The 25719-nt window shown below is 73.1% G+C and carries 19 protein-coding genes; 6 read left to right on the forward strand and 13 right to left on the reverse strand.

All coding sequences use genetic code 11. From position 1 onward, the window contains the following. Positions 1-78: 78 nt before the first annotated feature. The 6 genes from E3Z34_RS04170 to E3Z34_RS04195 all read right to left on the reverse strand — a co-directional run bounded on the left by E3Z34_RS04170 (position 79) and on the right by E3Z34_RS04195 (position 8232). On the reverse strand, positions 79-642 hold the full coding sequence (locus tag E3Z34_RS04170; RefSeq protein ID WP_134772586.1) for a PPC domain-containing protein: 564 nt from the start codon (positions 640-642) through the stop codon (positions 79-81). Continuing rightward, positions 618-4007, reverse strand: a complete 3390-nt coding sequence (locus E3Z34_RS04175) for a cell wall-binding repeat-containing protein (RefSeq protein ID WP_134772587.1) — start codon at positions 4005-4007, stop codon at positions 618-620. Before E3Z34_RS04175 ends, E3Z34_RS04170 begins: the two co-directional genes overlap by 25 nt. 243 nt (positions 4008-4250) lie before the next feature. Next, positions 4251-5204, reverse strand: a complete 954-nt coding sequence (locus tag E3Z34_RS04180; RefSeq protein ID WP_134772588.1) for an acyl-CoA thioesterase — start codon at positions 5202-5204, stop codon at positions 4251-4253. Between the two features lie 27 nt (positions 5205-5231). After that, a complete protein-coding gene (locus tag E3Z34_RS04185; RefSeq protein ID WP_134772589.1) occupies positions 5232-5882 on the reverse strand; it encodes a LutC/YkgG family protein in 651 nt (216 codons plus the stop codon). Beyond that, positions 5879-7360, reverse strand: a complete 1482-nt coding sequence (locus E3Z34_RS04190; protein WP_238695448.1) for a LutB/LldF family L-lactate oxidation iron-sulfur protein — start codon at positions 7358-7360, stop codon at positions 5879-5881. The genes E3Z34_RS04185 and E3Z34_RS04190 overlap by 4 nt, the downstream gene beginning before the upstream one ends. A gap of 116 nt (positions 7361-7476) precedes the next feature. Beyond that, positions 7477-8232, reverse strand: a complete 756-nt coding sequence (locus E3Z34_RS04195) for a (Fe-S)-binding protein (RefSeq protein ID WP_134772590.1) — start codon at positions 8230-8232, stop codon at positions 7477-7479. 122 nt (positions 8233-8354) lie between these two features. On the opposite strand from E3Z34_RS04195, the gene E3Z34_RS04200 reads away from it, so the two are divergent. From E3Z34_RS04200 to E3Z34_RS04210, 3 genes are read left to right on the forward strand one after another with little or no spacing between them, the layout of a single operon-like run. Continuing rightward, entirely contained in the window at positions 8355-9098 is a 744-nt protein-coding gene (locus tag E3Z34_RS04200) for a FadR/GntR family transcriptional regulator (protein WP_202977018.1), read from the forward strand. Then, complete coding sequence (locus E3Z34_RS04205; protein WP_134772592.1) at positions 9095-9595, forward strand: acyl-CoA thioesterase; 501 nt, start codon at positions 9095-9097, stop codon at positions 9593-9595. Before E3Z34_RS04200 ends, E3Z34_RS04205 begins: the two co-directional genes overlap by 4 nt. Next, on the forward strand, positions 9592-10242 hold the full coding sequence (locus E3Z34_RS04210; protein WP_134772593.1) for a DUF8185 domain-containing protein: 651 nt from the start codon (positions 9592-9594) through the stop codon (positions 10240-10242). The genes E3Z34_RS04205 and E3Z34_RS04210 overlap by 4 nt, the downstream gene beginning before the upstream one ends. Before the next feature lie 9 nt (positions 10243-10251). Here the strand turns inward: E3Z34_RS04210 and E3Z34_RS04215 are convergent, their stop codons facing one another. After that, the gene (locus E3Z34_RS04215; RefSeq protein ID WP_134772594.1) at positions 10252-10785 is read right to left on the reverse strand and encodes a winged helix-turn-helix domain-containing protein; all 534 of its coding nucleotides are present in this window, start codon (positions 10783-10785) and stop codon (positions 10252-10254) included. 63 nt (positions 10786-10848) lie between these two features. Here E3Z34_RS04215 and E3Z34_RS04220 point away from each other — a divergent pair, with 63 nt between their 5' ends. Further along, positions 10849-12132, forward strand: coding sequence for an MFS transporter (locus E3Z34_RS04220; protein ID WP_134772595.1), 1284 nt, complete (start codon positions 10849-10851; stop codon positions 12130-12132). 116 nt (positions 12133-12248) lie between these two features. Next, complete coding sequence (locus E3Z34_RS04225) at positions 12249-13547, forward strand: hemolysin family protein (RefSeq protein ID WP_134772596.1); 1299 nt, start codon at positions 12249-12251, stop codon at positions 13545-13547. 96 nt (positions 13548-13643) lie between these two features. Here E3Z34_RS04225 and E3Z34_RS04230 read toward each other — a convergent pair whose 3' ends face one another. The 5 genes from E3Z34_RS04230 to E3Z34_RS04250 form a co-directional block, all read right to left on the reverse strand. Next, positions 13644-15356, reverse strand: coding sequence for a glycoside hydrolase family 13 protein (locus E3Z34_RS04230; protein WP_238695343.1), 1713 nt, complete (start codon positions 15354-15356; stop codon positions 13644-13646). A 40-nt stretch (positions 15357-15396) separates the two neighbouring features. Next, positions 15397-15798 carry a globin domain-containing protein gene (locus E3Z34_RS04235; RefSeq protein ID WP_158288729.1) on the reverse strand — a complete coding sequence of 134 codons (402 nt, stop codon included), beginning with the start codon at positions 15796-15798 and terminating at the stop codon, positions 15397-15399. 133 nt (positions 15799-15931) lie between these two features. Further along, positions 15932-17872, reverse strand: coding sequence for a hypothetical protein (locus E3Z34_RS04240; protein ID WP_134772598.1), 1941 nt, complete (start codon positions 17870-17872; stop codon positions 15932-15934). After that, positions 17872-18423, reverse strand: a complete 552-nt coding sequence (locus E3Z34_RS04245) for a SigE family RNA polymerase sigma factor (protein WP_134772599.1) — start codon at positions 18421-18423, stop codon at positions 17872-17874. The genes E3Z34_RS04240 and E3Z34_RS04245 overlap by 1 nt, the downstream gene beginning before the upstream one ends. An 82-nt stretch (positions 18424-18505) precedes the next feature. Continuing rightward, entirely contained in the window at positions 18506-19417 is a 912-nt protein-coding gene (locus E3Z34_RS04250) for a mechanosensitive ion channel family protein (protein WP_134772600.1), read from the reverse strand. Positions 19418-19538: 121 nt separating this feature from the next. Between E3Z34_RS04250 and malQ the strand changes: the two genes are divergently transcribed. Then, positions 19539-21728 (forward strand): 4-alpha-glucanotransferase, encoded by a 2190-nt coding sequence (gene malQ / locus E3Z34_RS04255; protein WP_338043778.1) that lies wholly within the window; start codon positions 19539-19541, stop codon positions 21726-21728. Between the two features lie 1356 nt (positions 21729-23084). Here malQ and pepN read toward each other — a convergent pair. After that, positions 23085-25667: an aminopeptidase N gene (gene pepN / locus E3Z34_RS04265; protein ID WP_134772602.1), complete on the reverse strand. Its 2583-nt coding sequence runs from the start codon at positions 25665-25667 to the stop codon at positions 23085-23087. Positions 25668-25719: the final 52 nt, after the last annotated feature.

Raw genomic sequence — 25719 nt, forward strand, 5'->3', positions numbered from 1 at the left:
GCCCGCCTCCCGGGTGGGAGACGGGCCCTCGCCGTCGTGCTGGTGACCGTCAGGGGCGGACCCCGTCAGGCCGGGTGGTCACGGGGTGACCGTGACCAGGGTGTAGCCAGCCTCACCGGCACCGAAGTCGTACCCGATGGCACCGAGGTAGCGGGTTGCTGCCTCCAGGCCGGACCACGTCGCGGTGAGCTCGACCGGGACGCCCGAGACGACCGAGGTGGGCGACGGGGTGACGTCGAGGTTGCCCTCGTCCGCCACCGGCGTGTACACGTGCACCGGACCCGTGGCGACGTCCCCAGCGGGGGCGTTCCAGTTGTCGATCGCCAGGTGGTAGACGCCCGGGGCTGGAGCGACGAGCGTGATCGCCTCGTCCGAGCCGCCGGCCGCGCTCTGCGCGACGACCGCGGTGTACTCCGGGTTGATGAGGAAGAGGTCCAGGTCGAGGTTCTCGCTCGGAGCCCACTCGTCCTGCCAGACCTCGACCCGCAGGGCCGCGGCACCCTCCGGCACCGTGACCTCCATCACGAAGTCCTCGAAGCCGGCGCCGCCGGACGGACCGTCGGAGGTCACGCTGACCTCCTGGCTGTCCGCCGCGGTCAGGCCGTGGACCACCGAGGTCATGGTGCCGGTCGTGCCGGGCACCACCTCGAAGGTCGTGCTGCCCTCGGTGCCGTGACCACCAGGTCGGTGGGGGCGGCGACCGCGACCGGGTTGACCGCGATGGGGCTGCGGACGTCCGAGCCGGGGCCGGTCCAGGTGACCGAGCCGAAGGCCCACTCACCGAGCGGCGCGCCCTCGTTGGTGATGGTCACCTCGAAGGTCGCGGTCTCGCCGGCACCGACGGTGATGGTCTCCGGGGAGACCTCGACCGACATACCCTCGGGCGCCTCGACGACAGCGTCGAAGGTGCCGCCCTCGCCGGTCGCGGTGACCGTGCGGGTGACCGTCTGCGAGCCTGCCAGCTGCCCGATGGAGATGCTCGGGTAGTTGAGGTCGCTCGGGTCGACGTCAGGAGCGGCGTCGCAGTAGGCCTGACCGCCGACCAGGAGCTGCAGCTGACCGATCGCGCACGCGTAGTCGTACCAGTCCGTCCGATCCGACTCGTAGACCAGCGGCGTGCCGTAGGACGCCGCCGGCTCGACCTCGCCGGAGCCGTAGTGCAGCGGGTTGGCCGGGGCGCCACCGTAGTGGATCGGCTCACCGTCGCTGTTCAGCGGGTCGGCGGTGGTCATCATCGCCGACTTGACCGCCATCGGGCTCCAGTCGGTGTTCTTCGACATCATCAGCGCCGCCAGGCCCGCGACGTGCGGGGCGGACATCGAGGTGCCGGACATGGCGTTGAAGTTGCTGCCACCGTTGGTCAGCGGGGAGACCGCCGCGATGACGTCGACACCCGGAGCCGTGATGTCCGGCTTCAGGAGGTCACCGTTGCCGGCGATCGCCGGGCCGTAGGAGCTGAAGCCGGCCATCTCGGGCACGACCATCTCCGCGCCGCCCTCACCGGTGGCCGAGATGAAGGCCGTCGGGTTGGGGTCGGACTCCTCGTAGGCCTTGATGGCCGCGGCTGCGGTGCCGTTCACGTGGATCGTGGGGATCACGTGGAAGTCGGCGTTCAGCGACTCGCTGTCGTTGTTGTTAGCCATGATCATGCCGATACCGCCGGCGGCGGCGACGACGTCGCTCTTCTCCACGCGGGCGTTGCTGCCGCGGGTGCAGATGACGATCTCGCCGTCGATGGCGTCCTCGTCCAGCGAGCCGGGGAGGCACAGCTTGGCGTCGGCCGCGGTGCGACCCTCGGCCGGGTAGTCCTCGGAGTCGATCAGCGGGGCGGGGCCGACGGCCTCGCCGACACCGACGCCCTCGAAGCGCTCGCCCGCGGAGTTGAAGGTCTCCTCCAGGGTCTCCTCGACCCCGGCGCTCAGCGCGTTCTCGCCACCGAGGATGAAGACCGAGCCCGGGTCGACAGCGACCATGGTGGACAGCACGCGACCGGGCACGTCAGCCGGACGGCTGAGCATGACCGGGACCTGCTGCCAGCCCGCGAGGGCGGAGGCGGCCAGGGCGTCCGGGTAGTCCGCACCGGTCGCGACGTGCACGACGGGGGCGGGGTTCTCCGTGGAGTAGCCGAAGCGCTCGGCGACGGCCACCGAGGTGCCGTAGCGGTCGCTGCCGGCGAGCCGGTCGGTGGCGCCGAGCTCCTCGGCAACGTCCTCGCTGACGGCGGCGGAGCCACCGAGGATGGTGACCTCGGGGTTCCCCAGCTCGGCGAGCGCGTTGGTCACCGCACCGGGGACGCTGTCGCTGCGGACCAGCAGGACGGGCGCACCCTCGGCACCCGCGAGCGCGGAGCCGGAGAGGGCGTCGGGGAAGTTCTCGCCCTCGCCCGTGGCGACGTAGACGTGGTCGGCGCTGCCGTAGGCCTCGGCGATCATCGCGGCGGTGGCGTAGCGGTCCTTGCCGCTGACGCGCACCACGTCGCCGTAGTCGGCGAGCTCGGACTCGACGGCCTCGGAGACCGCGACCGACCCACCCAGGATGACGATGTTGGAGGGCGCGAGCTCCTCCAGGGCCGCCACCGTGGCGCTGGGCAGCGAGTCCACGCGGGTGAGCAGCACCGGGGCGCCGGAGGCGTCCTGGGCGGTCATGCCGCCGGACATGGTCATGCCCTTGGCAGCCGGGGCCGCGCCCGCGAGCGCGTCCGCGAACTGGTTGCCGGTGGCGATGTAGACCGTGTCGACCTCGTCGTAGCCGGCGAGCGCGATCTCCGCCGCGGTGGCGTAGCGATCCTTGCCGGAGATGCGGTCCACGATGTCGCTGGGGCCGGTCTCGACGTACTTGCTGACGTTGCGGTCGTGCGTGGAGGCGGCGACGGTCATGACCCACGGGGAGTTGTGGGCGACCGAGCCGGCACCCACGGTGTCACCGGAGTTGCCGGCCGAGGCGGCCACGAAGACGCCGGCGTCCGCCGCGTTCAGGAAGGCCAGCTCGATGGAGTCCACGACGTACTGCGAGGACCCGGAGACCGAGTAGTTGATGACGTCGACGCCGTCCTCGACCGCGTCGTTGACGGCAGCGAGCAGACCCGAGGTGGAGCCGCTGCCACGGCCGTCGGCGGTCTGCCACAGGGCCTTGTAGGCCGCGATCTGGGCGGCCGGCGCCATACCGGAGCCGGTGCCCATCTCGGTGCCCAGCACCTCGATCTCGACGTCGTTGTTGCCGGCGGCGGTGCCCGCGGTGTGGCTGCCGTGGCTGTTGGTGTCACGGGGCGACATGAAGTCGTAGTCCGTGACGTTGCCCTGCGGGTAGTAGCGGGCACCGATCAGCTTGCTGTTGCAGGTGATGTTGCCCTCGGGGTCGTCATCGCCCTCGATACACTCGCCGTTCCAGCTGGCCGGCGGGGCCGGGTTGCCCGGCAGGTCGGCGAAGCTGGGGTTCTCGGGCCAGATGCCGGTGTCGATGACACCCACGACGACGCCCTTGCCGGCCTCGGCGTCGCCACCGAACTCGGTGTCCCACACGCCGCCCTCGCCGCGCAGGCCGAGGTAGTCGGGGGTGGTGACGGTGTCCGCGTGACGGATCTCGTCCTCCCAGACGTAGGCCACGTCGGGGTTCTTGCGCAGGGCGGTGACCTGCTGGGCGGTCAGGTCGACCGCGAAACCGTTGAACACGGTGGTGTAGTCGTAGGTCTTGGCCTCGGCGTCGAGACCGACGCTGGCCAGGACCTCGTTCTGCTCCGAGCGCAGGACGTCCACGTAGCTGCGCGCTGCGGCGCTGGCGGTGTCGACCTTCTCGCCCTCGGCCGGCTTCGTCGCCGGGATCCCCTTGAGGCCGCCGTCGTAGGCCGCCACGGACTCTTGCTTCATCATGACGATGTAGGAACCGTCCTCGGCCACCGACAGCTCGGGCGCGGCCCAGGTGGGCGCTCCGATCGTCAGGGGTGCCAGGACAGCACCGGCACCGGCGAACGCGATGAGCCGCGTCCTCCGCCGTCCAGGTGTGTTGCGCACTGTTGAGTGTCCTTCGTTCGATGGATAGGCGTCACCCGCTCACGGGCCCGACGTTGGGCACGACGGAGGCAACGTTGCCGAGTATGTGTCGCCGGGGAGGGGATGGGAAGGGGGCAGTTCCCCCGCAGGGGCAGACGTGACCATTTCGTGACCTTGCCGGTCGCAGGGTCACCTCTGGGGTGGTGGACCTCACCCCTCCGGGTGGTTGACGTGCCGTTCCGCCCGTGCCCGCGCTGTGAAGGGTCAGCCCTTGAGGCGGACCATGCCCTCCTGCCCGACGGTGGCCGCGAGGGTCCCGTCGGCGGCGAACATGTGGCCCAGACCGAGCCCTCGGCCGGACTGCGCCGAGGGGGAGGTCTGGGTGTAGAGGACCCACTCGTCCACCCGCACCGGGCGGTGGAACCACATCGAGTGGTCCAGGCTCGCCGGTCGGAGACGGGCGTCGCCCCATCCGATCCCGTGCCTGCGCAGGACGGGCTCGAGGAGGACGTAGTCGGAGGCGTAGGCCAGGATCGCCGCGTGCAGCAGGTCGTCGTGCGCGGCAGCCTCCCGGGCGATCCGGAGCCACACCGACTGCTCGCTCGGACCTGGCTCGGCCGGGCCCAGCAGCAGACGGTCGGTATGCCGGATCTCGACCGGTCGCGACCGTGCCGTCAGGCGGGCGACCGGGTGGTCGATCCGTTCCAGGATCTCCTTGTCCGACCGCAGCCCCTGTGGGCCGGGGACGTCCGGCATCGGCACCTGGTGGTCCAGCCCGTCGGCGGCCTCCTGGAAGGACATGATGATGGACATGAGGATGCGGCCGTCCTGCACCGCGTGGACCCGACGGGCCGTGAAGCTGCGTCCGTCGCGCATCCGCTCCACGAGGAAGCGCAGCGGCCGGCCGGCGTCCCCCGGGCGCAGGAAGTAGCCGTGCATGGAGTGGATGAACCGGGGCTGCGGCTCTTCGTCGGTGCCGTCGTCCACCGGTTCCACGGTGCGCCCGGCCGCGACGAGGCACTGGGCGAGGACCTGACCGCCGAAGACCCGGCCGTGCGGCATCGGCTGGCTGCGGCCGACGAAGACGTCACCCTCGGAGTCCGACAGGTCCTCACCCGGCACCTGGGGGGAGGCGACGTGGATTGTGGTGGTGCCCTCGCGGCGCAGGTCGAGCACGTCGAGCAGGTCGTCGATCGGGTCGGGCAACGTCTCGTCCATCACGGGGGCGAGCCTAACCCTCGACGCTCAGGGCTCGACGAGGACGACGTCGAGGGTGCGGGGTCCGTGCACACCCTCGACCCGGTCCAGCTCGATGTCGCTGGTGGCGCTGGGCCCGCTGATCCACGTGAGGGGTCGGGAGGGGTCGAGCAGCGCCACGGCGTCCGGGACGTCGTGGACGACCTGGTCGGCGCGGACGACGCAGACGTGCTGGTCGGGCACGAGGGTCAGGGCGCGCCGACCCTGGTCGGGCTCGTGGTCCAGGACGATGGTGCCGGTGGTCGCGATCCCCACCCGCGCCGCGGTGACGACGGCGTCGATCCCGTCCAGCTCGTCGGCCCGCAGCGGGCCTCCGTCCTCGCCCTCGTCCGCCAGCACCCGGATGCCGCTGTCCCGCAGGCTCGAGACCCAGGCCGGGTCCAGGCCGGTGGGCACGAGCACCGTGTGCGCGGCCGCCCGGGCGAGCGCAGCGGCCACGACGCCTCCGACGTCGGCCGGCGAGCAGCGCTGGACCGTGGCCCGGTAGTCCGCCACGTTCTCGGCGAACAGCTCCAAGGTCGCCCCGGGCGAGTCGCCGACCGTCGCGATCCGCGGGATCTCGCCCCGGCTGCCCGCCGGGGTCGTCACGTCGCGGGTGGCGGTGCGCAGCCGGCTCAGGATCTCCTCACGGGCGCTCACGTCTCCTCCTCCGGGGTCGTGGTGCTCGTCCCGTCCTGCTGCCGGACGGGTCCGGGCGCCCCACCGGGGTCGTCCTGGCGCCGGCGCGCCCACCACTGCCGGAAGGTCTCCCTCGGCGGGGTCGGGACGTCCCTGGCCTGGGTCCAGGCCCCGAGCCCCGGCACCGAGCGCAGCGTCCTGCCGCCCAGCAGCCGGCCGCCGAGCGTGGCGGCCCGCTGGGCGGCCTCCAGCCGCCGGTGGTCGCCGAACATCCAGGCGGCGGCCCGCATGGAGGTGGCCTCGGGGGACCGGCCCGAGGCCTCGTCCACGACCTGCGTGCGCAGGTGCACCAGCAGGGTCGGGATGTCGATGCGCACCGGGCAGGCCTCGAAGCAGGCGCCGCACAGCGAGCTCGCGTAGGGCAGGGACTTGTCGACCTCCGAGCCTGTGCCCCGCAGCTGAGGGTTGAGGATCGCGCCGATCGGACCGGGGTAGACCGAGCCGTAGGCGTGCCCGCCGGCCCGCTCGTAGACGGGGCAGACGTTGAGGCAGGCCGAGCAGCGGATGCAGCGCAGCGCCTGCCGTCCCAGCTCGTCGGCGAGGACGTGGCTCCGCCCGTTGTCCAGCAGGACGACGTGCACCTCCTGCGGCCCGTCGCCGTCATGGACGCCGGTCCACATCGAGGTGTAGGGGTTCATCCGCTCGCCGGTGGAGGAGCGGGGCAGCAGCTGCAGCATGGTCCCGAGGTCCTCGAAGGACGGCAGCACCTTCTCGATCCCGACGACGCTGATGAGCGTCTCCGGCAGGGTGAGGCACATCCGCCCGTTGCCCTCGGACTCGACGACGACCAGGGTGCCGGTGTCGGCGATGGCGAAGTTCGCGCCCGAGACCGCGACCCGGGCCCGCAGGAACTTCTCCCGCAGGTGCAGCCGGGCCGCCTCGGCCAGGCGGGCCGGCTCGTCGGTGAGGTCCTCGGGGGCGGGGCGGCCGACCGAGCCCATCTCGCGGCGGAAGATCTCCCGGATCTCCGCCCGGTTGCGGTGGATCGCGGGCACGAGGATGTGGCTGGGCCGGTCGTGCCCGAGCTGGACGATCAGCTCGGCCAGGTCGGTCTCCCACGCGTGGATCCCGGCCTCTTCCAGGCGCTCGTTGAGCTCGATCTCCTGGGTGGCCATCGACTTGACCTTGACGACCTCCTGGGCCTCCTTGGCCCGCACGATGTCGAGGACGATCCGGTTGGCCTCGTCGGCGTCCCGGGCCCAGTGCACGGTGGCACCCCGGGCCGTCAGGTTCGTCTCCAGCTGCTCCAGGTAGTGGGGCAGGTGGTGCAGCGCCTCGTCCTTGGCGTCGGCCCCGGCGACCCGCAGCTCCTCCCAGCGGTCGACCTCGCCGACGACGGCGGCCCGCTTGGCGCGGATGGTCGCGGTGGCGTGCGCCAGGTTGCGCCGCTGCTGGGTGTTGGCCAGGGCCTCCTTGGCCGCCCGCTGGAAGGACGGCATACCGAGGAAGATCGGTGAGGTGACCTGCAGGGGCGCGCCGGTGTCCTGCCTGCGGCCGTCCGGGTATGCGGTGGGGCCGGCGCCGACGTCGCCGGTCGGGATCGTGGTCGGGCCGCTCATGCGGGGTCCTCCTCGGTCGAGGCCAGCACCTGGGCCAGGTGGAGCGTCCGGACGCCGGAACGCTGCCGGCCCAGGACACCGCCGATGTGGGCGAGGCAGGAGTTGTCGCCGGCCACGAGCACCTCGGCCCCCGTCTCCCGGACGTGGCGGGCCTTGTCCGACCCCATCGCGATGGAGGTGTCGGCGTTCTTCACCGCGAAGGTCCCGCCGAAGCCGCAGCACTCGCTCGCCGCCGGCAGCTCGACCAGGTCGATCCCGCGCACCGCGCGCAGCAGCTGCAGCGGCTTGTCGCCGACGTGCAGCATGCGCAGGCTGTGGCAGGTGGGGTGGTAGGTGGTCCGGTGCGGGAAGTAGGCACCGACGTCGGTGACCCCCAGGACGTCGACGAGGAACTCGGACAGCTCCCGCACTTTCGTCGCCGTTCGCTCCGCCGCCTCGGCCAGCCCGGCGTCCCCGGCCCGGCGGGCGAGCATCCCGTGCTGCTCGCGCACCGACCCGACGCACGACCCCGACGGAGCGACGACGTGGTCGTAGCGCTCGAAGGTGTCGACGAACCGGCGCACCAGCGGGGTGGCCTCGTCGGCATACCCCGTGTTGGTGAACATCTGCCCGCAGCAGGTCTGCTCACGGGGGAAGACGACCCGGCACCCCAGCCGCTCGAGGAGCATCACCGTGGCCTGCGGGGCCTCGGGCCACATCGTGTCGTTGAAGCACGTGGCGAAGAGCGCCACGGTCGGTGCGGGTGTCGTCATCGACCCTCCCTTGCAGGTCAGAAGTGGTCCGACCATTGTGTGGCACCGAGCGTAGGTCTACACTCACCGGCACGTCAAGGATGTGCCGGGCCGGCACCTCCGCAGCACACCCAGGAGCGAGGATGACCGATCCGGCGGCGCCGCGGGCCTACGAGGTCGCCGCCCGGTGGGTCGAGGAGCGCATCCTCGCCGGTGAACTGCGGGTGGGGGACGGGCTGCCGGCGGAGCGGGAGCTCGCGGCCCAGCTGGGGGTCAGCCGGGCGGCGGTCCGCGAGGCGGTGCGCTCCCTGCAGGCCCAGGGCGTGCTGCGCTCCTCGGTGGGAGCCGGCTCCGCCGGGGGGACCAAGGTCTCGGCGATGCCGTCCGGAGCGTTGACGCGGCTGCTGCGGATCCACGTCGCGCTCGCCAACTTCCCGCTGACCGACGTCATGGAGGTGCGCGTGGCGCTGGAGCGGCTCAGTGCGCGGCTGGCGGCCGAGCGTCACGGTCCGCAGGCCGCCAGGGACCTGAAGGACCGGCTCGGGGAGGCCCGGGACGCCGCCTCGCGCGGCCGGGAGGCCTTCAACGACGCGGACGCCGCGTTCCACGTCGCGATCGCCGAGGCGGCGGGAAACAGGCTGGCGGCGGACACCACGATCGCCATCCGCGAGTCGGTCCGCGGCCCGATGCTGGAGCGCTTCCGCGGGTTGGACGATGAGGCGTTCCGGGGGCTGACAGAGGACCTCAACCGCGAGCACGCCCAGATCGTGGAGGCCGTGGTTGCGGGGGACCCCGCCGGTGCGGACGCGCTCGTCGAGGCCCACATCCGGACCGCCTGGGTGCGGCTGACGGGCGAGGACGACGCGGCTGCGACGATGGAGGCATGAGTCAGGAGCGCCTCCCCGACGTCCCCGCGGTCGCGAGCATCGTCCCGATCCCCGTGCGGTGGTCTGACATGGACGCCTACGGTCACGTCAACAACGTGCAGTACCTCCGGATCTTCGAGGAGACCCGCGTCTACGTCTTCAAGGCCTGGTTCGGCCAGGACCGTGACCTCATCGACGAGGGCATGCTCGTGGTGTCCGCCGCGGTCGACTACCTCCTGCCGATGGAGTTCGCCTACGCCCCCGCCCGGGTGGGGGTGTGGTGCAGCGAGATCGGCGCCGCCTCCTTCGAGCTCTCCTACGCCGTGGCCGGACCGGAGGGGGACGACACGGTCTACGCCCGCGGCCGGACCGCGATGGTGGCCTACGACCTGCAGGACCAGCGCCCGCGACGGCTGGGCGGCCCCGAGCGGGACGCGCTCGGGCAGGTGCTGGCCGACCCACCGGTGCTGCGCAGCGAGCAGCGGGCGCTCAAGGCGCTGCGCCGGCGGCAGGGATGAGCGGCGTCCTCACCTTCCCGGACGGGGAGTCGGTCGTGGACCTGGCGACCTTCGTCGGGAGGGCGCGCAACCTGGACGCCGACGGGGCCGTCCGGCTGCAGGCCGTCGGTGAGGTGCTCGCGGTCTGGGTATGCGTGCTGCCCGGCCAGGGCATCCTGCGCACCGGTCTGGTGCTGGGGCTGCGGACCATGCGGCTGGCGGGGGAGCACCGCCTCGACGTGACCGTGCCCCTCGGGGCGCTCACGGACCGTTTCGCCCGCCGCGCCAGCACCGGCGACCCGGGGACGGCACTGCCCGTCCCGCCCGGGGAGGTCGCCCCGCCCTGGGCCGCGGTCAGCCCGCCGCGGGGCGGGTGGGAGCCTGCCGGCACGATCGCCGTGGCCACGCTGCGGCAGGCCGCCCAGGACGGGATCGCCGAGGTGGCGCAGGGGGCGCCGGAGGGGTCCGGGTCGGCGGCCGTGGAGGCGCTTCGGCACCGGGTATGGGGTCGGCCGGTGGACCTGCGGGTCCCCGCGGGCACGGCGCTCGCCGTTCACGCCCTCGGCTTCGCCCCGGCCGGCCGGTCCGGGGACGCGGCGACGGTCCACCGCGCGGGCCCCTGGGTCCGGCTCTCGCTGCCGGCGGGGCACGTGCTGGCCCGCACCTGAGCGGGGCCCTCAGGCCGGGGGCCGCCTCAGGCTGGTGTCCGGATGGAGCGCGACGAAGAGCGACCACGGCTCGGCGGAGGGGTCACGGGGCCGGTCGTGGAACTCCTGGAGCAGGGTGAAGAGGCGCTCGCGGAACTCGTCCATCTCCTGCGGCGGGAGCCGCAGGCCCAGCCGCGTCATCCCCTGCCGCTCCGGGGGCACCTGGGCCACCTCGTCGAGGAAGGCCTGGAGCAGGGAGCTGCCCTGGGTCTGGGTGCGGGTGTACCACGACTTGCCGGTCGTGCGGTAGGGGATCTCCCGGGCGCCCCGTCGTCCCCGCCGGGGCTCGAGGGCCTGCAGGTAGCCGGTGTCCACCAGCGTGCGCACGTGGTGGAGGACGGACGCGGGGTGCCGCCCCAGCACCTCGGCGATCTCCCGGTTGGTGAGCGCCTCGTCGAGGCATATCCGCAGGATCCGCAGACGCACGCCCGAGGCCAGCGCCCTGGCCTCGGCGTCGGTCGCCGGTCGTGGCTCGAAGGCCGCCTGCTGCGCCTGCTCACCCATGGCGGGGACGCTACCGCACACCAGTGATTGACAAAAGCCAATCAGTAGGCGGAGGATCGGCAGGTGAAGACCGGACCGACCCCTGCCGCACCCCCCGCCAGCCTCTGGCGGCACCACGACTTCCGGCTGCTGTGGGCCGGTGACACGGTCTCCGTCTTCGGCATGCAGTTCGTCGGCCTCGCGATGCCGCTGATGGCGGTGCAGCTCCTGCGCGCCGACGCCTTCCAGATGGGCCTGCTCGCCACCCTGCAGTCGTTGGCCTTCCTCCTCATCAGCCTTCCGGCCGGGGCCTGGGTCGACCGGTGGCGCAAGAAGGGCGTTCTCGTCCTCGGGGACCTGCTGCGGGCGGTGCTCCTGCTCGCCCTGCCCGCGGCCTGGCTGCTGGACGCGCTGGCGATGTGGCAGCTCTACGTCGTCGCGACCCTGGTCGGGGTCGTCACCGTCTTCTTCGACGTGGCCAACCAGTCCTACCTGCCCGAGATCGTCCGCAGCGAGCAGATCGGGGACGGCAACGGCAAGCTCCAGGCCAGTCAGCAGACCGCCATGGTCGTGGGGCCGGCCTCCGCCGCGGCGCTCGTCCGCCTGGTCGGCTCGCCCCTGACGATCGCGGTCACCAGCGTGTGCATGGCCCTGTCCTCGCTCTTCGTCTCGCGCATCCGGCACCGCGAGCAGGCCCCCGACCCGGCCGCCCGGCGCCCCCTGGCCGTCGAGATCCGGGAGGGCCTGGCCTTCGTCCTCAGCCACCCGCTGCTGCGCCGGATCGTCGCCTGCACCGGCCTGACCAACCTGGCCAGCTCGGCGGTCTTCGCGCTCTTCGTGCTCTACGTCATCCGCACCCTGGGGCTGGCGGAGACGACCCTGGGCCTCATCATGTCGGTCGGGGCCGTGGGCGGGATCCTGGGAGCCGTCACCTCCTCCCACCTCACCCGGTTGGTGGGGGAGGGCAGGGTCATCCCGTTGGCCGCCGTCGTGGGGGCGGCGGCGGCCCTCAGCGCGCCGCTGGCCTCCGTCCTGCCCCCGGTGCCCACCCTGGTCACGGGCTGGTTCCTCATGAGCTGGGGCGTCGTGGTCTACAACGTCGCTCAGGTGAGCTTCCGCCAGCGCCTGTGCCCCAGGCCGCTCCTGGGGCGGATGAACGCCTCGATCCGCTTCCTCGTCTGGGGGCCCATGCCGGTCGGCGCCTTCCTCGGCGGACTGCTCGGTCGCGAGCTGGGCGTCGTGCAGGCGCTGTGGATCTTCTCCCTCGTGGGGCTGCTGGCGACGCTGCCGGTCCTGCTCTCGCCCCTGGTCACGATGCGGGAGCTGCCGCGCGAGCTGGACCGGTTGGCGCAGGAGGTCTCCGGGTGAGCCGCGGGACCCGTCCCGCACCCGCTCCTCCCCCCGGCTGAGGGCCGGGTCCGAGCCGCACGCACCCACGGGCGGGACCGGCCCGACCGACCCGGCCGACCGCATACGCTGCCCGCATGGACTCGGCCCTGCTGACGAATATGGCGCTCGTGCTGGTCTTCGTGCTGGTCGGAGGGGTCTTCGCCGCCACCGAGATGGCGATCGTCTCGCTGCGGCCGAGCCAGGTCGACGACATCGAACGATCCGGCGGCAGGGGGAGGCGGATCGCCGGCCTGGTGCGGGACCCCAACCGGTTCCTGTCCGCCGTGCAGGTGGGGGTGACGGTCGCGGGCTTCTTCTCCTCCGCCTTCGGCGGCGCCACCATCGCCCCCTACCTCTCCCGCTGGCTCCAGGGGCGCGGACTGGCCGCCGGCGTCGCCGACCCGCTGGCCCTCGTGCTCCTGACCCTGGTCATCGCCTACCTGTCTCTCGTGCTGGGCGAGCTGGTGCCGAAGCGGCTGGCGATGCAGCGCTCGACGGCCTTCACCCGCGTCCTGGCCCCGCCGCTGGGGGTCTTCGCCACGCTCCTGACGCCGGTGATCAGACTGCTCTCGGTCTCGACCGACGTGGTGGTGCGGCTGCTGGGCGGTGACCCGTCGGCGAGCCGGGAGGAGATGACCATCGAGGAGCTGCGCCGGGTGGTGGAGGACAACCGCGACCTGCGCCCCTACAGCCGGGAGATCCTCGCCGACGTCTTCCGGGCCAGCGAGCGGACGCTCGGTGACGCGCTGCGGCCCCGGATCGACGTGGACTTCCTGCGGGCCACCAGCACGGTGCGCGAGATCGAGCCGCTGGTCGTGAGCACCGGGCGCAGCCGCTACCCCGTCATCGGGGAGTCCACGGACGACGTCCTCGGCTTCGTCCACGTGCGTGACCTGCTCACGGTCGGGCACGACCGCCGTGCCCACGTGCGGGTCGGCGACCTGTCGCGGGAGATCGTCGCCCTCCCGGTGACCAAACCGGTGCTGGCCTCGCTGGCCTACCTGCGGGGCGCCCAGGCGCACCTGGCGCTGGTCGTCGACGAGCACGGCGGGACCGAGGGGATCGTCACGATCGAGGACCTCGTGGAGGAGGTCGTGGGGGAGATCTACGACGAGTACGACACCGACCCGGACCCCGAGGACGCGCTCGTCCGCGAGGGCGGGACCGCCCGGGTCCCCGGGAGCCTCATCGTCGAGGAGCTCGAGGACGCGCTCGGGCTCACCCTGCCGCGCGGCGGGTTCGAGACCGTGGCCGGCCTCGTGCTGGCCCGGCTGGGTCGGGTCGCCGAGGTGGGTGACGTCGTCGAGGTCGACGGCGCCCGGCTGGAGGTGGTCGCCGTGGAGGGTGCCCGGATCCGGGAGGTCCAGGTCACCCGGCAGCCCACGCAGGAGTAACCGTAGGCCGGGACACCCGGCGCACGTCCGTGCACCGCAGGCACGGTCGTCGACCGTGCCTGCGGTGCATGAGCGTGCCTGCCGGCGTCTCCGCCCTCAGGCCAGCCAGACGGTGGTGTCCTGGTGGATCGTGCCCCGGTGCAGCTGCCCGGAGCACACCAGCACCCGGAGGTCCTCCGGCAGGGTGACCGGCTCCTCCCCCAGGTTGGTCACCACCGTCACGGGGGTGCCGTCCTGCCGCGCGTTGCGGAAGGCCAGCACCTGCGGGGCGACGGGGACACCGCCCAGCTCCTCGAGCCACTCCAGGCCACCGACCCCCAGGTCGTGCTCGCGACGCAGCCGCAGCAGGGTGCGGTAGAGCTCCAGCGTCGAGCCGGGCACCCCCTGCTGGCGGTCCGCGGCAAACAGGCCGTAGAGGAGCGGCTGGGGCAGCCACGGCTCGGACTCCAGGCCGCCGCTGAAGCCGTAGGCCGGCTCGTCGGCGGACCAGGGCAGGGGGATCCGGCACCCGTCACGCCCGACCTCCTCGCCCTGGGTCCGGCGGAAGGCGGGGTCCTGGCGCACGTGCCCCGGCAGGGCCGTGTGCTCGGGCAGACCGAGCTCCTCGCCGTTGTAGAGGTAGGCGGAGCCGGGCAGGCCGAGCATCAGCGCGGTCGCGGCGCGGGCCCGGCGCAGGCCCAGGACGACGTTGGGCTGCACGGAGTCCGGGCCGATGCCGTTGGGGCGCTTGCCGTCCTGCACCAGGCCCAGGCGGGAGGCGTGGCGCACGACGTCGTGGTTGGACAGCACCCAGGTGGTCGGGGCACCGACCTCGTCCGCCGCCTCCAGGGAGCGGTCGATGACGGTGCGCAGGTCCTCGGCGGTCCAGGGGTTCTCGAGGAAGTGGAAGTTGAAGGCCTGGTGCATCTCGTCGGGCCGCACGTAGCGCATGGTCCGGCGCTGGGTCGGCAGCCACGCCTCGGCCACGAGGATGCGGTCACGCTGCGGGTCACCCTCGGGGTTGTAGGAGTCCAGGACCTCGCGCCAGCCGCGGTAGATCTCGTGGACGCCGTCCTGGTCCCACATCGGCCCCAGGTTGTGCTCGGCGTCGCCCTCGCCGCCGGCCATGACGGCCCTGTCCTCCCAGTCCGGCATCGCCGGGTCCTTCACCAGCGCGTGGGCCACGTCGACGCGGAAGCCGTCGACGCCCCGGTCCAGCCAGAAGCGGAGGATGGACAGGAACTCCTCGACGACCTCCGGGTGGTTCCAGTTGAGGTCGGGCTGCTTGGAGTCGAAGAGGTTGAGGTACCACTGCCCCGGCGCCCCGTCGGCCTCGGTCACGCGGGTCCAGGCACTGCCGCCGAAGACCGAGCGCCAGTTGGTGGGGGGCTCCGCGCCGCCCTCTCCCCGACCGTCCCGGAAGAGGTAGCGCTCCCGCTCGGGGGAGCCGGGGCCGGCCGCGAGGGCGGCCCGGAACCAGGCGTGCTCGTCGCTGGTGTGGTTGGGCACCAGGTCCACGACGACCCGGATCCCGAGCTCGTGCGCCCGGGCGATCAGGGTGTCGGCGTCGGCGAGGGTGCCGAAGAGCGGGTCGACGTCGCGGTAGTCGGCCACGTCATACCCCGCGTCGGCCATGGGGGAGACGTAGAAGGGGCTGATCCAGATGGCGTCCACCCCCAGCCCGGCCAGGTAGGGCAGCCGCGAGGTGATGCCCGGCAGGTCACCGACGCCGTCGCCGTCGCTGTCGGCGAAGCTGCGGGGGTACACCTGGTAGATGACGGCGTGCCGCCACCAGGCGGACTCGGAGGACTCGGGGGAGTGGATGGTCACGCTGACCGAGGGTATGCGGACACCCGGCACCGAGGGAAACTCAGGCCTCGGGGTCCTCGAAGGTGTTGACCATCGCGTGCGCGGCGTGCGCCATGTAGGCGCGCATCTGGTGCTCGTCCATCGCGTCGAGCCGGTCGGCGATGGTGTCGATGGCGGTGTTCATGTGGTGCAGCCAGCGGTCGCGCTGCGTGGGCGTCACCCGGAACGGCATGTGCCGCATCCGCAGGCGCGGGTGGCCACGCTGGTCGGAGTAGGTCGTCGGGCCGCCCCAGTACTGCTCGAGGAACATCCGGAGCCGGACCTCGGCCGGGCCGAGGTCCTCCTCGGGGTACATGTCCCGCAGCGGCGGGTCCTGGGCCACGCCGCGGTAGAACTCGGCGACGAGCTGCACGAAGGTCTCGTGGCCGCCGACGCGCTCGTAGAAGGTGCGCTGGGGCACCATGCGCTCGCCCTCGGCGGGCGTGCCGGGGGCGGGCGGGGGACCGGGGTCGGGCTGGGCACTCACCCGTCCAGTCTCTCAGGTCGGGCGCGTGCCGCTGTCCGGGGCGGGGGCCTGCCGGCACGGGCGGAGGGCCTCAGGACGTGTCCACCCCCAGCAGCTCGGCGGTGAAGCTGCCGGGGTCGTACCCCTCCACCTCGAGGACGATTTCGTCGCCCGGCTCGAGGGCATGGGCGAGGCTCCCGGTCACCAGCTGCGTGGTGCGCGCGTCGGACCAGGCCGTCCACCAGCCGTCCCGCGAGATCTGGTCGATCAGGGTGCTCCGTCCCTCGATCGTGATCCGGACCCGGCCGACGCCCTCGGTGGTGAAGGTGAGTGCCTGCGCCCCCGGGGCCATCGTCAGCGTCGCACGACCGTCCACCAGGTCGTCCTGGGTGACCGTCCGCTCGGCGACCATGTCCTCGGGGAAGACGGCGGCCAGCCGCTCCTGCGCAGCCGGCGGCGGTGCTGCGGCGGCGTGGTCGAACTCCTCGAATGGGACGACGATGTAGGCGCTCACCGTGCCGCTGCCGGTGCCGCTGCCGGTGCCGTCCCCCGCTCGGGTCCGGGGCAGGCTGGCCTGCACCTCGCCGTCGGTCTCGCGCAGGGCCTCGACGCCCACGACCGACTGCATCTCGAGGTTGAGCAGCGCCAGGTCGGGATCCCCGCAGGTGAGGCCGTCGTCGATCGGCCCACCGTCGACCGACACCGACGCCACCGGTGCGCCGGTGGCGCGAGCGCCGTCGCCCCCCGGACAGGTGACGACCCACGCGGTGGGCTCACCCCGCAGCTCCGCCGGGACCTCGAGGGTCTGCCAGGACCCGTCGGCCGGCAGCTCCCAGGTGGCCGCGTGGCGGAACCCGAGGTACCACTGCGGCAGGCCCCCTCCGCCGTCGGGCTCCCCGTCGGCGACCGGGGCCAGCGCGGCCGCCGGCTCGGCGACGTCGGTGACGGCGACCTGCCACGGGAAGACCCCCATGACCGGCTGCACCGCGACCGTGACCGTCCGGGTCTGCCCCACCGGCGGGAGCAGCTCCGACGGCAGCTCCAGGGTGCGGTGCTGACCGGGGGTGAACACCTGCCATCCCCCGTCCCGCAGCTCCGGGTCCTGAGAGAACCAGCCCGCGGGGCCCTCGCCGTCGCCGTCGTCGGTGACCCGGACGCCGTCGACGAGCACCCGCAGGGTGCCGGGACCGCCGGCCCACAGCTGCAGCGTGCTGTCGGCGCTGATCGTCGCGGTGCCCGCGTGGACGCCGCCGAGGGCGCCGGGGCCGCCCTGCGGTGCGTCTCGGAGGTCGACCGTCGTCGTCGGGCTGCCGGCATCGACGACCACGCTGTCCTCCGGCACCGCCGGCGGGGTGAGCGGAGGGTCCGGCACGGGCTGGTCGGGGTAGTCGCTGCGCGAGGACTCCTCGTAGACGGCCACGACCGCCTCGGCTCCTCGCGGGAGGTCGCCCTCCCACGTCGCCGAGAACGCTCCGCCGCCGTCCGGCGGCGGCAGCGGCACCGGCGTCACCACGGCGCCACCGTCGCGAGGTGCGCACGGGATCGTCACGGGGGACAGGGAGGAGACCGGGTCGGCGTCCAGCACGAGGGCCGGCCGCTGGATGGCCGGGTCGTCGGGCGCAGGACCGGCGTCGCACCACAGCACGGCATACCGCTGGCCGCCGGGCGTCGAGGGATCCGGGGCGGGCACCTGCGCGCTCTCCTCCATGCTCAGCTCCTCGGCCTCGAGCAGCCGAAGACCGTCGGCGACCTCCGGCGGCTCACCGTCCGTCAGCACCCAGCCGTGCGAGACCGGGTCGCCCGGGTCGCCGGCAGGGAGGCTCGCGTCGGGGCCGTCGCCCAGACCCTGCGTCAGCACCACCGCCGCGGCGGCCGCAGCGGCCACGCCCACGCCGTACCCCCAGAAGCGGCGGGTCCGTCGGGCCGAGCGCGCGGCCCGCAGGTCGGTGAGCAGGTCGGCGGGCGCGGGGGCGGGGTGCTCGTCGGCCATCTCCCGCAAGGTGGCCCTCAGGTCCTGGATCGTGGGTGCCATCAGCGTGCCCTCCTCTCGGTGGCCGCGACGTCGTCGTCGACCAGGTGCTCACTGACCCGCAGCGCCGCCAGGGCGCGCGAGTGGTGCGACTTGACCGTCCCGACCGAGAGGCCCAGGGTGCGGGCCGTGTCGGCCTCGGTGAGGTCGTGGAAGTAGCGGAGGACGACGACGGCCCGCTGCCGGGGCGGGAGCGCCCGGACGGCGTCGGCCAGCGTCAGCCGGGTCTCGACGTCCGGGCTCCCCGGGGCCGTCGGACCGGCCGGCCCGGTCGTGCCGGTCGTGCCGTGCTGCTCGGGCAGGTGCTCGGTCGGGTGCTCCCCGTGCCAGCGCCGCCGCCGCCCGGTGAGGAACTCCCGCAGCAGGATGGTGCGGACGTAGCCCTCCGGCTCCTCGGTGATGCGTCCCCAGCGGTCCCACGCCTTGAGCAGCGCGTCCTGCACCAGGTCGTGCGCGAGGTGCGGGTCGCGGCACAGGAGCACCGCGGTGCCGTAGAGCCGGTCGCCGCGGGCGAGCACGAACTCGCTGAACGGCATCCGTCCGTCTGCTGTCATCCTCGGACCTCCTTCACCCGGTCAGACGACCTGTCCGTGGGAAAGGGTTGTCACCGGGGCGAGGGCGTCCCTGGCGGAGGGCTCAGATCTGCGGCCCCTGGAAGGGGGCAGGGGCCGGGCCCCGCACCCCGGCCGCGTCGAAGGCGTCCTTCGCGCGCTCCCGGATGGTCCGGGGTATGCCGAACTGCTCACCGGGTCGGCACCTGGCGAAGATCCGCACGGTCATGGTCCCCCCGGTGACCGACTCCACGCCCGCCACGGTCGGGCGCTCGAGCAGCTTCTCGGCATATTGCTGCTCCTCGTGGACCTCGGTCACCACCTGCTCCAGGATCCCGATCACCCGCTCCGGCGACTCGTCGTAGGCCACCGGGATGTCGATGGTGGCCAGGGCCCAGCCCTGGCTCTTGTTGCCGATGCGGATGATCTCGCCGTTGCGGATGAACCAGACCACGCCGTTGGCGTCCCGGAGCCGGGTGATGCGTAGCGTGACCTCCTCGACGGTGCCGGTGGCCTCACCGGTGTCGACGACGTCACCGACGCCATACTGGTCCTCGATGATCATGAAGACCCCGGACAGGAAGTCCTTGACCAGCGACTGGGCGCCGAAGCCCAGCGCCAGCCCGCCGATGCCGGCCGAGGTGAGCAGCGGCGCGAGCGGCATACCGAGCTCGGCGAGCACCGTCAGGACGGTGACGGCGACGATGACGAAGGTCGCGACGCTGCGCAGCAGCGAGCCCATCGTGAGCGCCCGCTGCCGCCGTCGCTCGTCGGCGACCCCGGTCCCGGTGTGCAGCAGCCGGTCGACGCTGGTGCGCTCGTGCTCGTCGGCCCGGCTGACGGCGGCGTCGACCACGCCCCGGATGGCGCGGTGGACCGCCCAGCGCAGGACCAGGGCGCCGAGCAGCACCAGCACGATGCGCACCGGGGCGCCCAGCAGCCAGTCACGGGTGCTGTCCCAGGTGCCGAAGGGCCAGTTGAGCGACGCGGAGTGCATGACGGCCATTGTGGCGGGGGCGGGGTGTCCCCGACCGCGCGCCCTGCCGGAGCAGCCCCGAAAGCCTGAGAGACTGGGTCGCGTCGTCCGCACCGAGTCCCGCTGAGAGGTTGGTCAACCCGTGACCGAGCTGACCCCCCGTCTGGCCGAGCTGGCCGCCGCCTACGGCGTCGCCACCGAGTTCTGGGACTGGCAGGGCCGCCACACCGAGGTGCCCGTCGAGTCCGTCGTCGCCGTCCTGGGCGCCCTCGGCGTCGTCGTCGCGGACGACCAGGACGTCGAGCGCGCGCTGCAGGAGGTGCAGGATCGTCCCTGGACCCGGGTGCTGCCTCCGGTCCTCGTGCGAGCGCAGGGCCAGGAGGTCGAGGTGCCGGTGCACGTGCCCGAGGGCGTCGCCTTCGACGCCGCCCTGGTGCTCGAGGACGGCGAGCGGCGCGAGCTGGGTGCGGCCTCGGACGAGCGGCCCACCCGACGGCTCGGCGAGGTCACGGTGGTCCGGGTCGACCTGGACCTCCCCGACGACCTGCCGCTCGGGTGGCACCGGGTGGAGGTCCGCTCCGGCGAGGACGTGCGCAGGATGCCGCTGGTCATCACCCCGGCGGCCATCGAGCTGCCGGAGGCGCTGCAGGCCGAGGGGGCCCAGAGCTGGGGGCTGATGACCCAGCTCTACGCCATGCGCTCCTCGGAGTCGTGGGGCATCGGCGACCTGGCCGACCTCGGCGACGCGGGAGCCTGGGCCGCCGGGCTGGGTGCCGACTTCGTGCTGGTCAACCCCCTGCACGCGGCCGAGCCCGTGGCGCCGATGGAGCCCTCGCCCTACCTGCCCACCAGCCGGCGCTTCGTCAACCCGATCTACATCCGGGTCGAGGACGTCCCGGAGGTGGCCTACCTGTCCGCCGCCGAGCGCCAGCTCGTCGAGTGGCACTCCGACGACGCCAGGCGCTACCTGGAGCTGGACACCCTGGAGCGGGACGCCGTCTGGGACGCCAAGGAGGCGGCGCTGCGGCTGGTCTTCCGCCAGCGTCGCTCGCTGCGCCGCAGCCGCGCGTTCCACGCCTACGTGGAGCGCGAGGGGCAGGGCCTGGTCGACTACGCGACGTGGTGCGCCCTGGCCCAGGAGCACGGCACCTGGTGGCGCAACTGGCCGCAGGAGCTGCAGGACCCCCGCTCGCCCGCGGTGGAGGCCTACCGCGACCGTCACACCGAGGAGGTCGAGTTCCACTGCTGGCTGCAGTGGGTGCTGGACGACCAGCTCGCGACCGTGCAGCGTGACCTCGTCGACACCGGTATGGCGCTCGGCGTCATCTCCGACCTCGCGGTCGGGGTGCACCCGGACGGGGCGGACGCCTGGAGCCTGGGGGACGCCCTGGCCCGTGGGGTGACCGTCGGCGCGCCCGCCGACCAGTACAACCAGATGGGTCAGGACTGGTCCCAGCCGCCGTGGCGGCCGGACAAGCTGGCCGAGCTGGGCTACGGCCCCTACCGCGACATGGTGCGGGCCGCGCTGCGCGACAGCGGTGGCCTGCGCGTCGACCACGTCATCGGGCTCTTCCGGCTGTGGTGGATCCCGCAGGGGTCCGAGCCGTTCCGGGGGACCTACGTGCGCTACGACCACGACGCGATGGTCGGGATCCTCCTGCTCGAGGCCCACCGCGCCGGGGCGGTCGTCGTCGGGGAGGACCTCGGCACGGTCGAGCCGTGGGTGCGGGACTACCTGCGCGAGCGCGGGGTCATGGGCACCTCCATCCTGTGGTTCGAGCGCGACTGGGACGGCGGGGGCGCACTCCTGCCGCCGGAGTCCTACCGCGAGCTGTGCCTGGCGACCGTGACCACGCACGACCTGCCCCCCACGGCCGGCTACCTCCAGGGCGTCCACGTCGAGCTCCGTTCCCGCCTGGGCCTGCTCGAGCGGTCGCTGGAGGAGGAGATGGAGCAGGAGAGCCGCTCGCGCGACGAGGTGCTCACCGACCTGCAGCGACGGGGCCTGCTGCGCCCGGGGGCCTCGGTCCCCCAGCAGGTGGAGCCCCCGCGAAGCTCGTCGGTGTGTCGCGACACGCCCCCCGCGAAGCTCGTCGGGGTGTCGGTCAGCGACCTCGCGGCGACACACGGGTCATCAACCAGCCCGGCACCGACGAGGAGTACCCGAACTGGCGCGTCCCCCTCGCCGGCCCCGACGGTTACCCCGTCCTGCTCGAGGAGCTCTTCACCTGGCGCTCCGCGCGCCGCCTCGCCCGCACCGTCACCCGCACCCCCTGAGCACCGGACGCGCGTTCCTGACACTCCGGACGCGCGTTTCCCTGACAGTTCCTGACAGTCCACAGGGGTTCGGCCCCGCCTCGCCACCGACGCGCGTTCCTGACACTGTCCACGGCGTGACGGTCCACAGGGGTTCGGCGCCCGCGACCCGTCGACGGGTGGGTCCGGGCCCGTGCGAGATCGACGTGCGGCCGGTCCACCGCGAAGGGGAGCCGGCGCAGCTCGCCCTCCCACTCGGCATACGCGGTGATCGGGGGGACCGGCTCCTGCCGCAGCGACTTCCACCGGGAGGCCACCCGCTCGGGGTCGAGGCGGATCTGGTCCGAGGTCCACCGCAGGAGCCGCAGGCCCAGCGAGGTCAGCCCCTCCCCGCGCACCGCCTCGGCGCCGAGGCGACCCAGCGCCGACTGCTCCGGGGTGACGGAGACGCCGACGTCCAGGAAGTACTTCCCGAGACCGTCGGCCTCACGGACGATGCCGTGCTCGGGGTCAAGGCCGTCGACCCGGGCGACCGGCCGCATCCGGTCGTCGTAGATCGTCGCCTGCGGCAGGGGCAGCGGCACACCCAGCTCGTGCAGCCGCACGTCCGAGAACGACTCTAGCCACGACTCGCGCCGCACGTCGCTCAGCGCCACGGCCACGAGGGCGCGCGGGCGCCCGACCCACCGTTTCTGCAGACCGAGTATGTCGAGCAGCTGCCGCTCGGTCACCCGGCCTGTGCGCAGGACGTCGTCGACGAGCGCGGTGCCGTGGGGGAGGGTGCGGCTGCGCGCCGTGTCCGCGACCGTGCGCGGCGCCGTGGTCACCCGGAGCCCGTCCACCACCTCGACCGGGGTGTCCGTGGAGTCGCAGTGGTGGACGACCAGCCCCTTCTCACGCCGGGACCGGGGCACGCGCTCCACGGCGGTCAGCTCGACGGGGGAGTCGGGCGAGACCAGGACGGCGAACCCGTGGACCAGGGCGGCGCTGGTGTGGCTCGCCGCGTGGCCGGGCAGGCGGCGCAGGTGCTGGCGGACTCTGTCGAGGTGCTCCTGCACGACCCGCTGCCACCTCGGGTCGCCGGGGACGGCGGGCTCGGCCCGTGCCACGGCATACCACCCCTGCCGGAGGCGGCGCACCCGGCCGAGCCGGAGCGCCTCGTCCAGGGCTCGGCGTCCCAGCCCGGCCGACTCGGCCTCGGCGCGGCTGAAGGGATGGGGAAGGTCGGGCAGCGACATACCGCGATGCTGGCCCCGAGGATGGGGTCGGCGCACCGGTCGGTCCCGACCTGTGGATAACCGTCAGGAACCCGCGTCCGGTGTGTCCGGAACCCGCGTCCGGTGTGTCTGGAACCCACGTCCGGTGTGGCAGGGACGCGCGTCCGGTGTGGCAGGGACGCGCGTCCGGTGTGGCAGGAACGCGCGTCCGGTCGTCAGGGGGCGGTGGCGTCGGCGGCCTGGGCCCGGAGGGCGCGGGCGACCGAGTCACGGTTCTCGGACATGGTGCGGCGCAACGAGCTCGAGGCCTCCGGGTGCTCGTCGAGCCAGGTCTGGGTCGCGTCGAGCAGGGCCGGGGTGGCGACGGCGAAGGGGTAGAAGCCCACCGCGAGCGACTCGGCGATGTGGTGGGTCCGCTGCTCCCACACCGTGCCGACGACCTCGTGGTAGCGCTCGACGTAGGGCTCCAGGAGCGCGACGTCGTGCACCCGGCCCCAGCCCAGGGCTGTCGAGGCGAGGACCGAGTTGGACAGGGCGTCGCTCTCGACGGCGGCCACCCACGCGGCCTCCTTGGCCTCCGGCGTGGGCAGCGAGGCCCGGGCCCGCGCGGCCTTCTCATTGCCGGTCGCGGTGTTGTCCCGCTGCCGCTCGGCCGCGATCTCGTCCTCACCGGCGACGCCGGCGGTGGTCAGGGCCGTCAGCAGCGTCCACCGCATGTCCTGGTCGACCTCGAGCCCCGGCAGGGTGCGCTCGCCGGAGAGCAGGTCGCTCACGAGCCCGAGGTCGTCCTGCGTCTGCGCGAAGGAGGACCACGCCGTCACCAGCTGCAGCTGGGCGTCCGAGCCCGGCGCGGCGGCCTCCGTGGCCGATCGCAGGCCGGCGGTGAGCTCGGCGACCACCGCCTCCCGGTGGGCCGGGGCGGTGTAGGTCAGGGCCGCGGCGCTGACCTGCTGGATGAGCACCCGCAGCAGGGTCGAGTCCTGCTCGCCGGGCAGCGCGCCCAGCACGAGCCGCACGTAGTCGGTCGCCGGCATCTCGCCGTCCCGGGTCATGTCCCACGCCGCACCCAGCACGAGCGCCCGCGGCAGCGAGTCCTCGAAGGCGCGGACGTGCTGGAGCGCGGTGGCCAGCGACCGCTCGTCCAGGCGGATCTTGGCGTAGGCCAGGTCGTCGTCGTTGACCAGCAGCAGGTCGGGCACGGGGGTGCCGGCCAGCTCCTCCACCCGGGTGCGCTCCCCGGCGACGTCCAGCTCGACGCGCGCCGTGCGCCGGAGCACGCCGTCCTGCAGGGTGTAGGCCCCCACCGCCAGGCGGTGCGGCCGCTGGGTCGGGTGCTCCGCCGGGGTCGTCTGCACGATCTCCAGGGACTCCAGGACACCGTCCTGGGTGACCGACAGCTCCGGGGTCAGCGTGTTGACCCCGGCGGTCTCCAGCCACACCTTCGACCAGGTGCGCAGGTCCCGGCCGCTCGTGGCCTCGAGCTCCACGAGCAGGTCGTCGAGGGTTGTGTTGCCCCACGCGTGCCGGGCGAAGTACGCCCGCAGCCCGTCCCGGAACGGCTCGCGGCCGACATACGCGACCAGCTGCTTGAGCACCGAGGCGCCCTTGGCGTAGGTGATGCCGTCGAAGTTGACCTCGACCGCGGCCAGGTCGACCATGTCCGCGGCGACCGGGTGCGTGGAGGAGAGCTGGTCCTGCTTGTAGGCCCACGCCTTCTCGGCCGTCCCGAAGGTGGTCCACGCGTCGGTCCACCGCGTGGCCTCGGCCTGGCACGCGGTGGAGCTCCACTCGGCGAACGACTCGTTGAGCCACAGGTCGTCCCACCAGCGCATGGTCACGAGGTTGCCGAACCACATGTGGGCCAGCTCGTGCAGGATCGTCAGCGCCCGCCGCTCCACGATCGCCTCGGTCACCTTGGACCGGAAGACGTAGCTCTCGACGATGGTGACGCACCCGGCGTTCTCCATCGCGCCCATGTTGTACTCCGGTGTGAAGATCTGGTCGTACTTGGTGAACGGGTAGGGCTGGTCGAACTCCTCCTCGAAGAACGCGAAGCCCCGCTTGGTGACGTCCAGGATGTTCTCAGCGTCCAGGTGCTGGCGCATGCTGCGCCGGCAGAAGACCCCCAGCGGGATCTCGCCGGCCCGCGTGCTCACGCTGTCCCGCACGACGTCGTACGGCCCGGCGACGAGCGCGGTGATGTAGGAGGAGATCCGCGGCGTGGGGGCGAACTCCCACCGCGCGATCTGGTCGGCGGGCACCCCGTCGGCGTTGCGCGCGCCGTCGGCGGCCGCCGGCTCCGGGGTGGGCTCGTTGGAGATCACCTGCCAGTGGGCGGGGGCGGTCACCGTGAACGTGAAGGCCGCCTTGAGGTCGGGCTGCTCGAAGACGGCGAAGACGCGCCGGCTGTCCGGCACCTCGAACTGGGTGTAGAGGTAGACCTCGCCGTCCGCCGGGTCCACGAAGCGGTGCAGGCCCTCGCCGGTGTTCATGTACGCCCCGGTGGCCCGGACGACCAGCTCGTTCTCGGCCGCCAGGTCGGGCAGCGAGATCCGGCCGTCCGCGACGACCTCGGCCGGGTCGAGCTCGGTGCCGTTGAGGACGACCTGCTCGACGGACGGGCCGACGAAGTCGATCCAGGTGCTCTCGCCCGGGGTGGTGCAGGAGAAGTGCACGTTGCTCGTCGTGGCGAACGTCTCCGGCCCGCAGGTCAGGTCGAGCTCGACCGCGTAGGCGCTGGTGTCGAGCAGGGCGCTGCGTCGCGCCGCCTCGTCGCGGGTCAGGTTGGTGCCGGGCATGGTGCCTCCGTCTCGTCCGTGCAAACGCGCTCCAGCGTATGCGGCCCCTCCC

The sequence above is a fragment of the Ornithinimicrobium flavum genome (genome assembly GCF_004526345.1).
Classification (GTDB): domain Bacteria; phylum Actinomycetota; class Actinomycetes; order Actinomycetales; family Dermatophilaceae; genus Ornithinicoccus; species Ornithinicoccus flavus.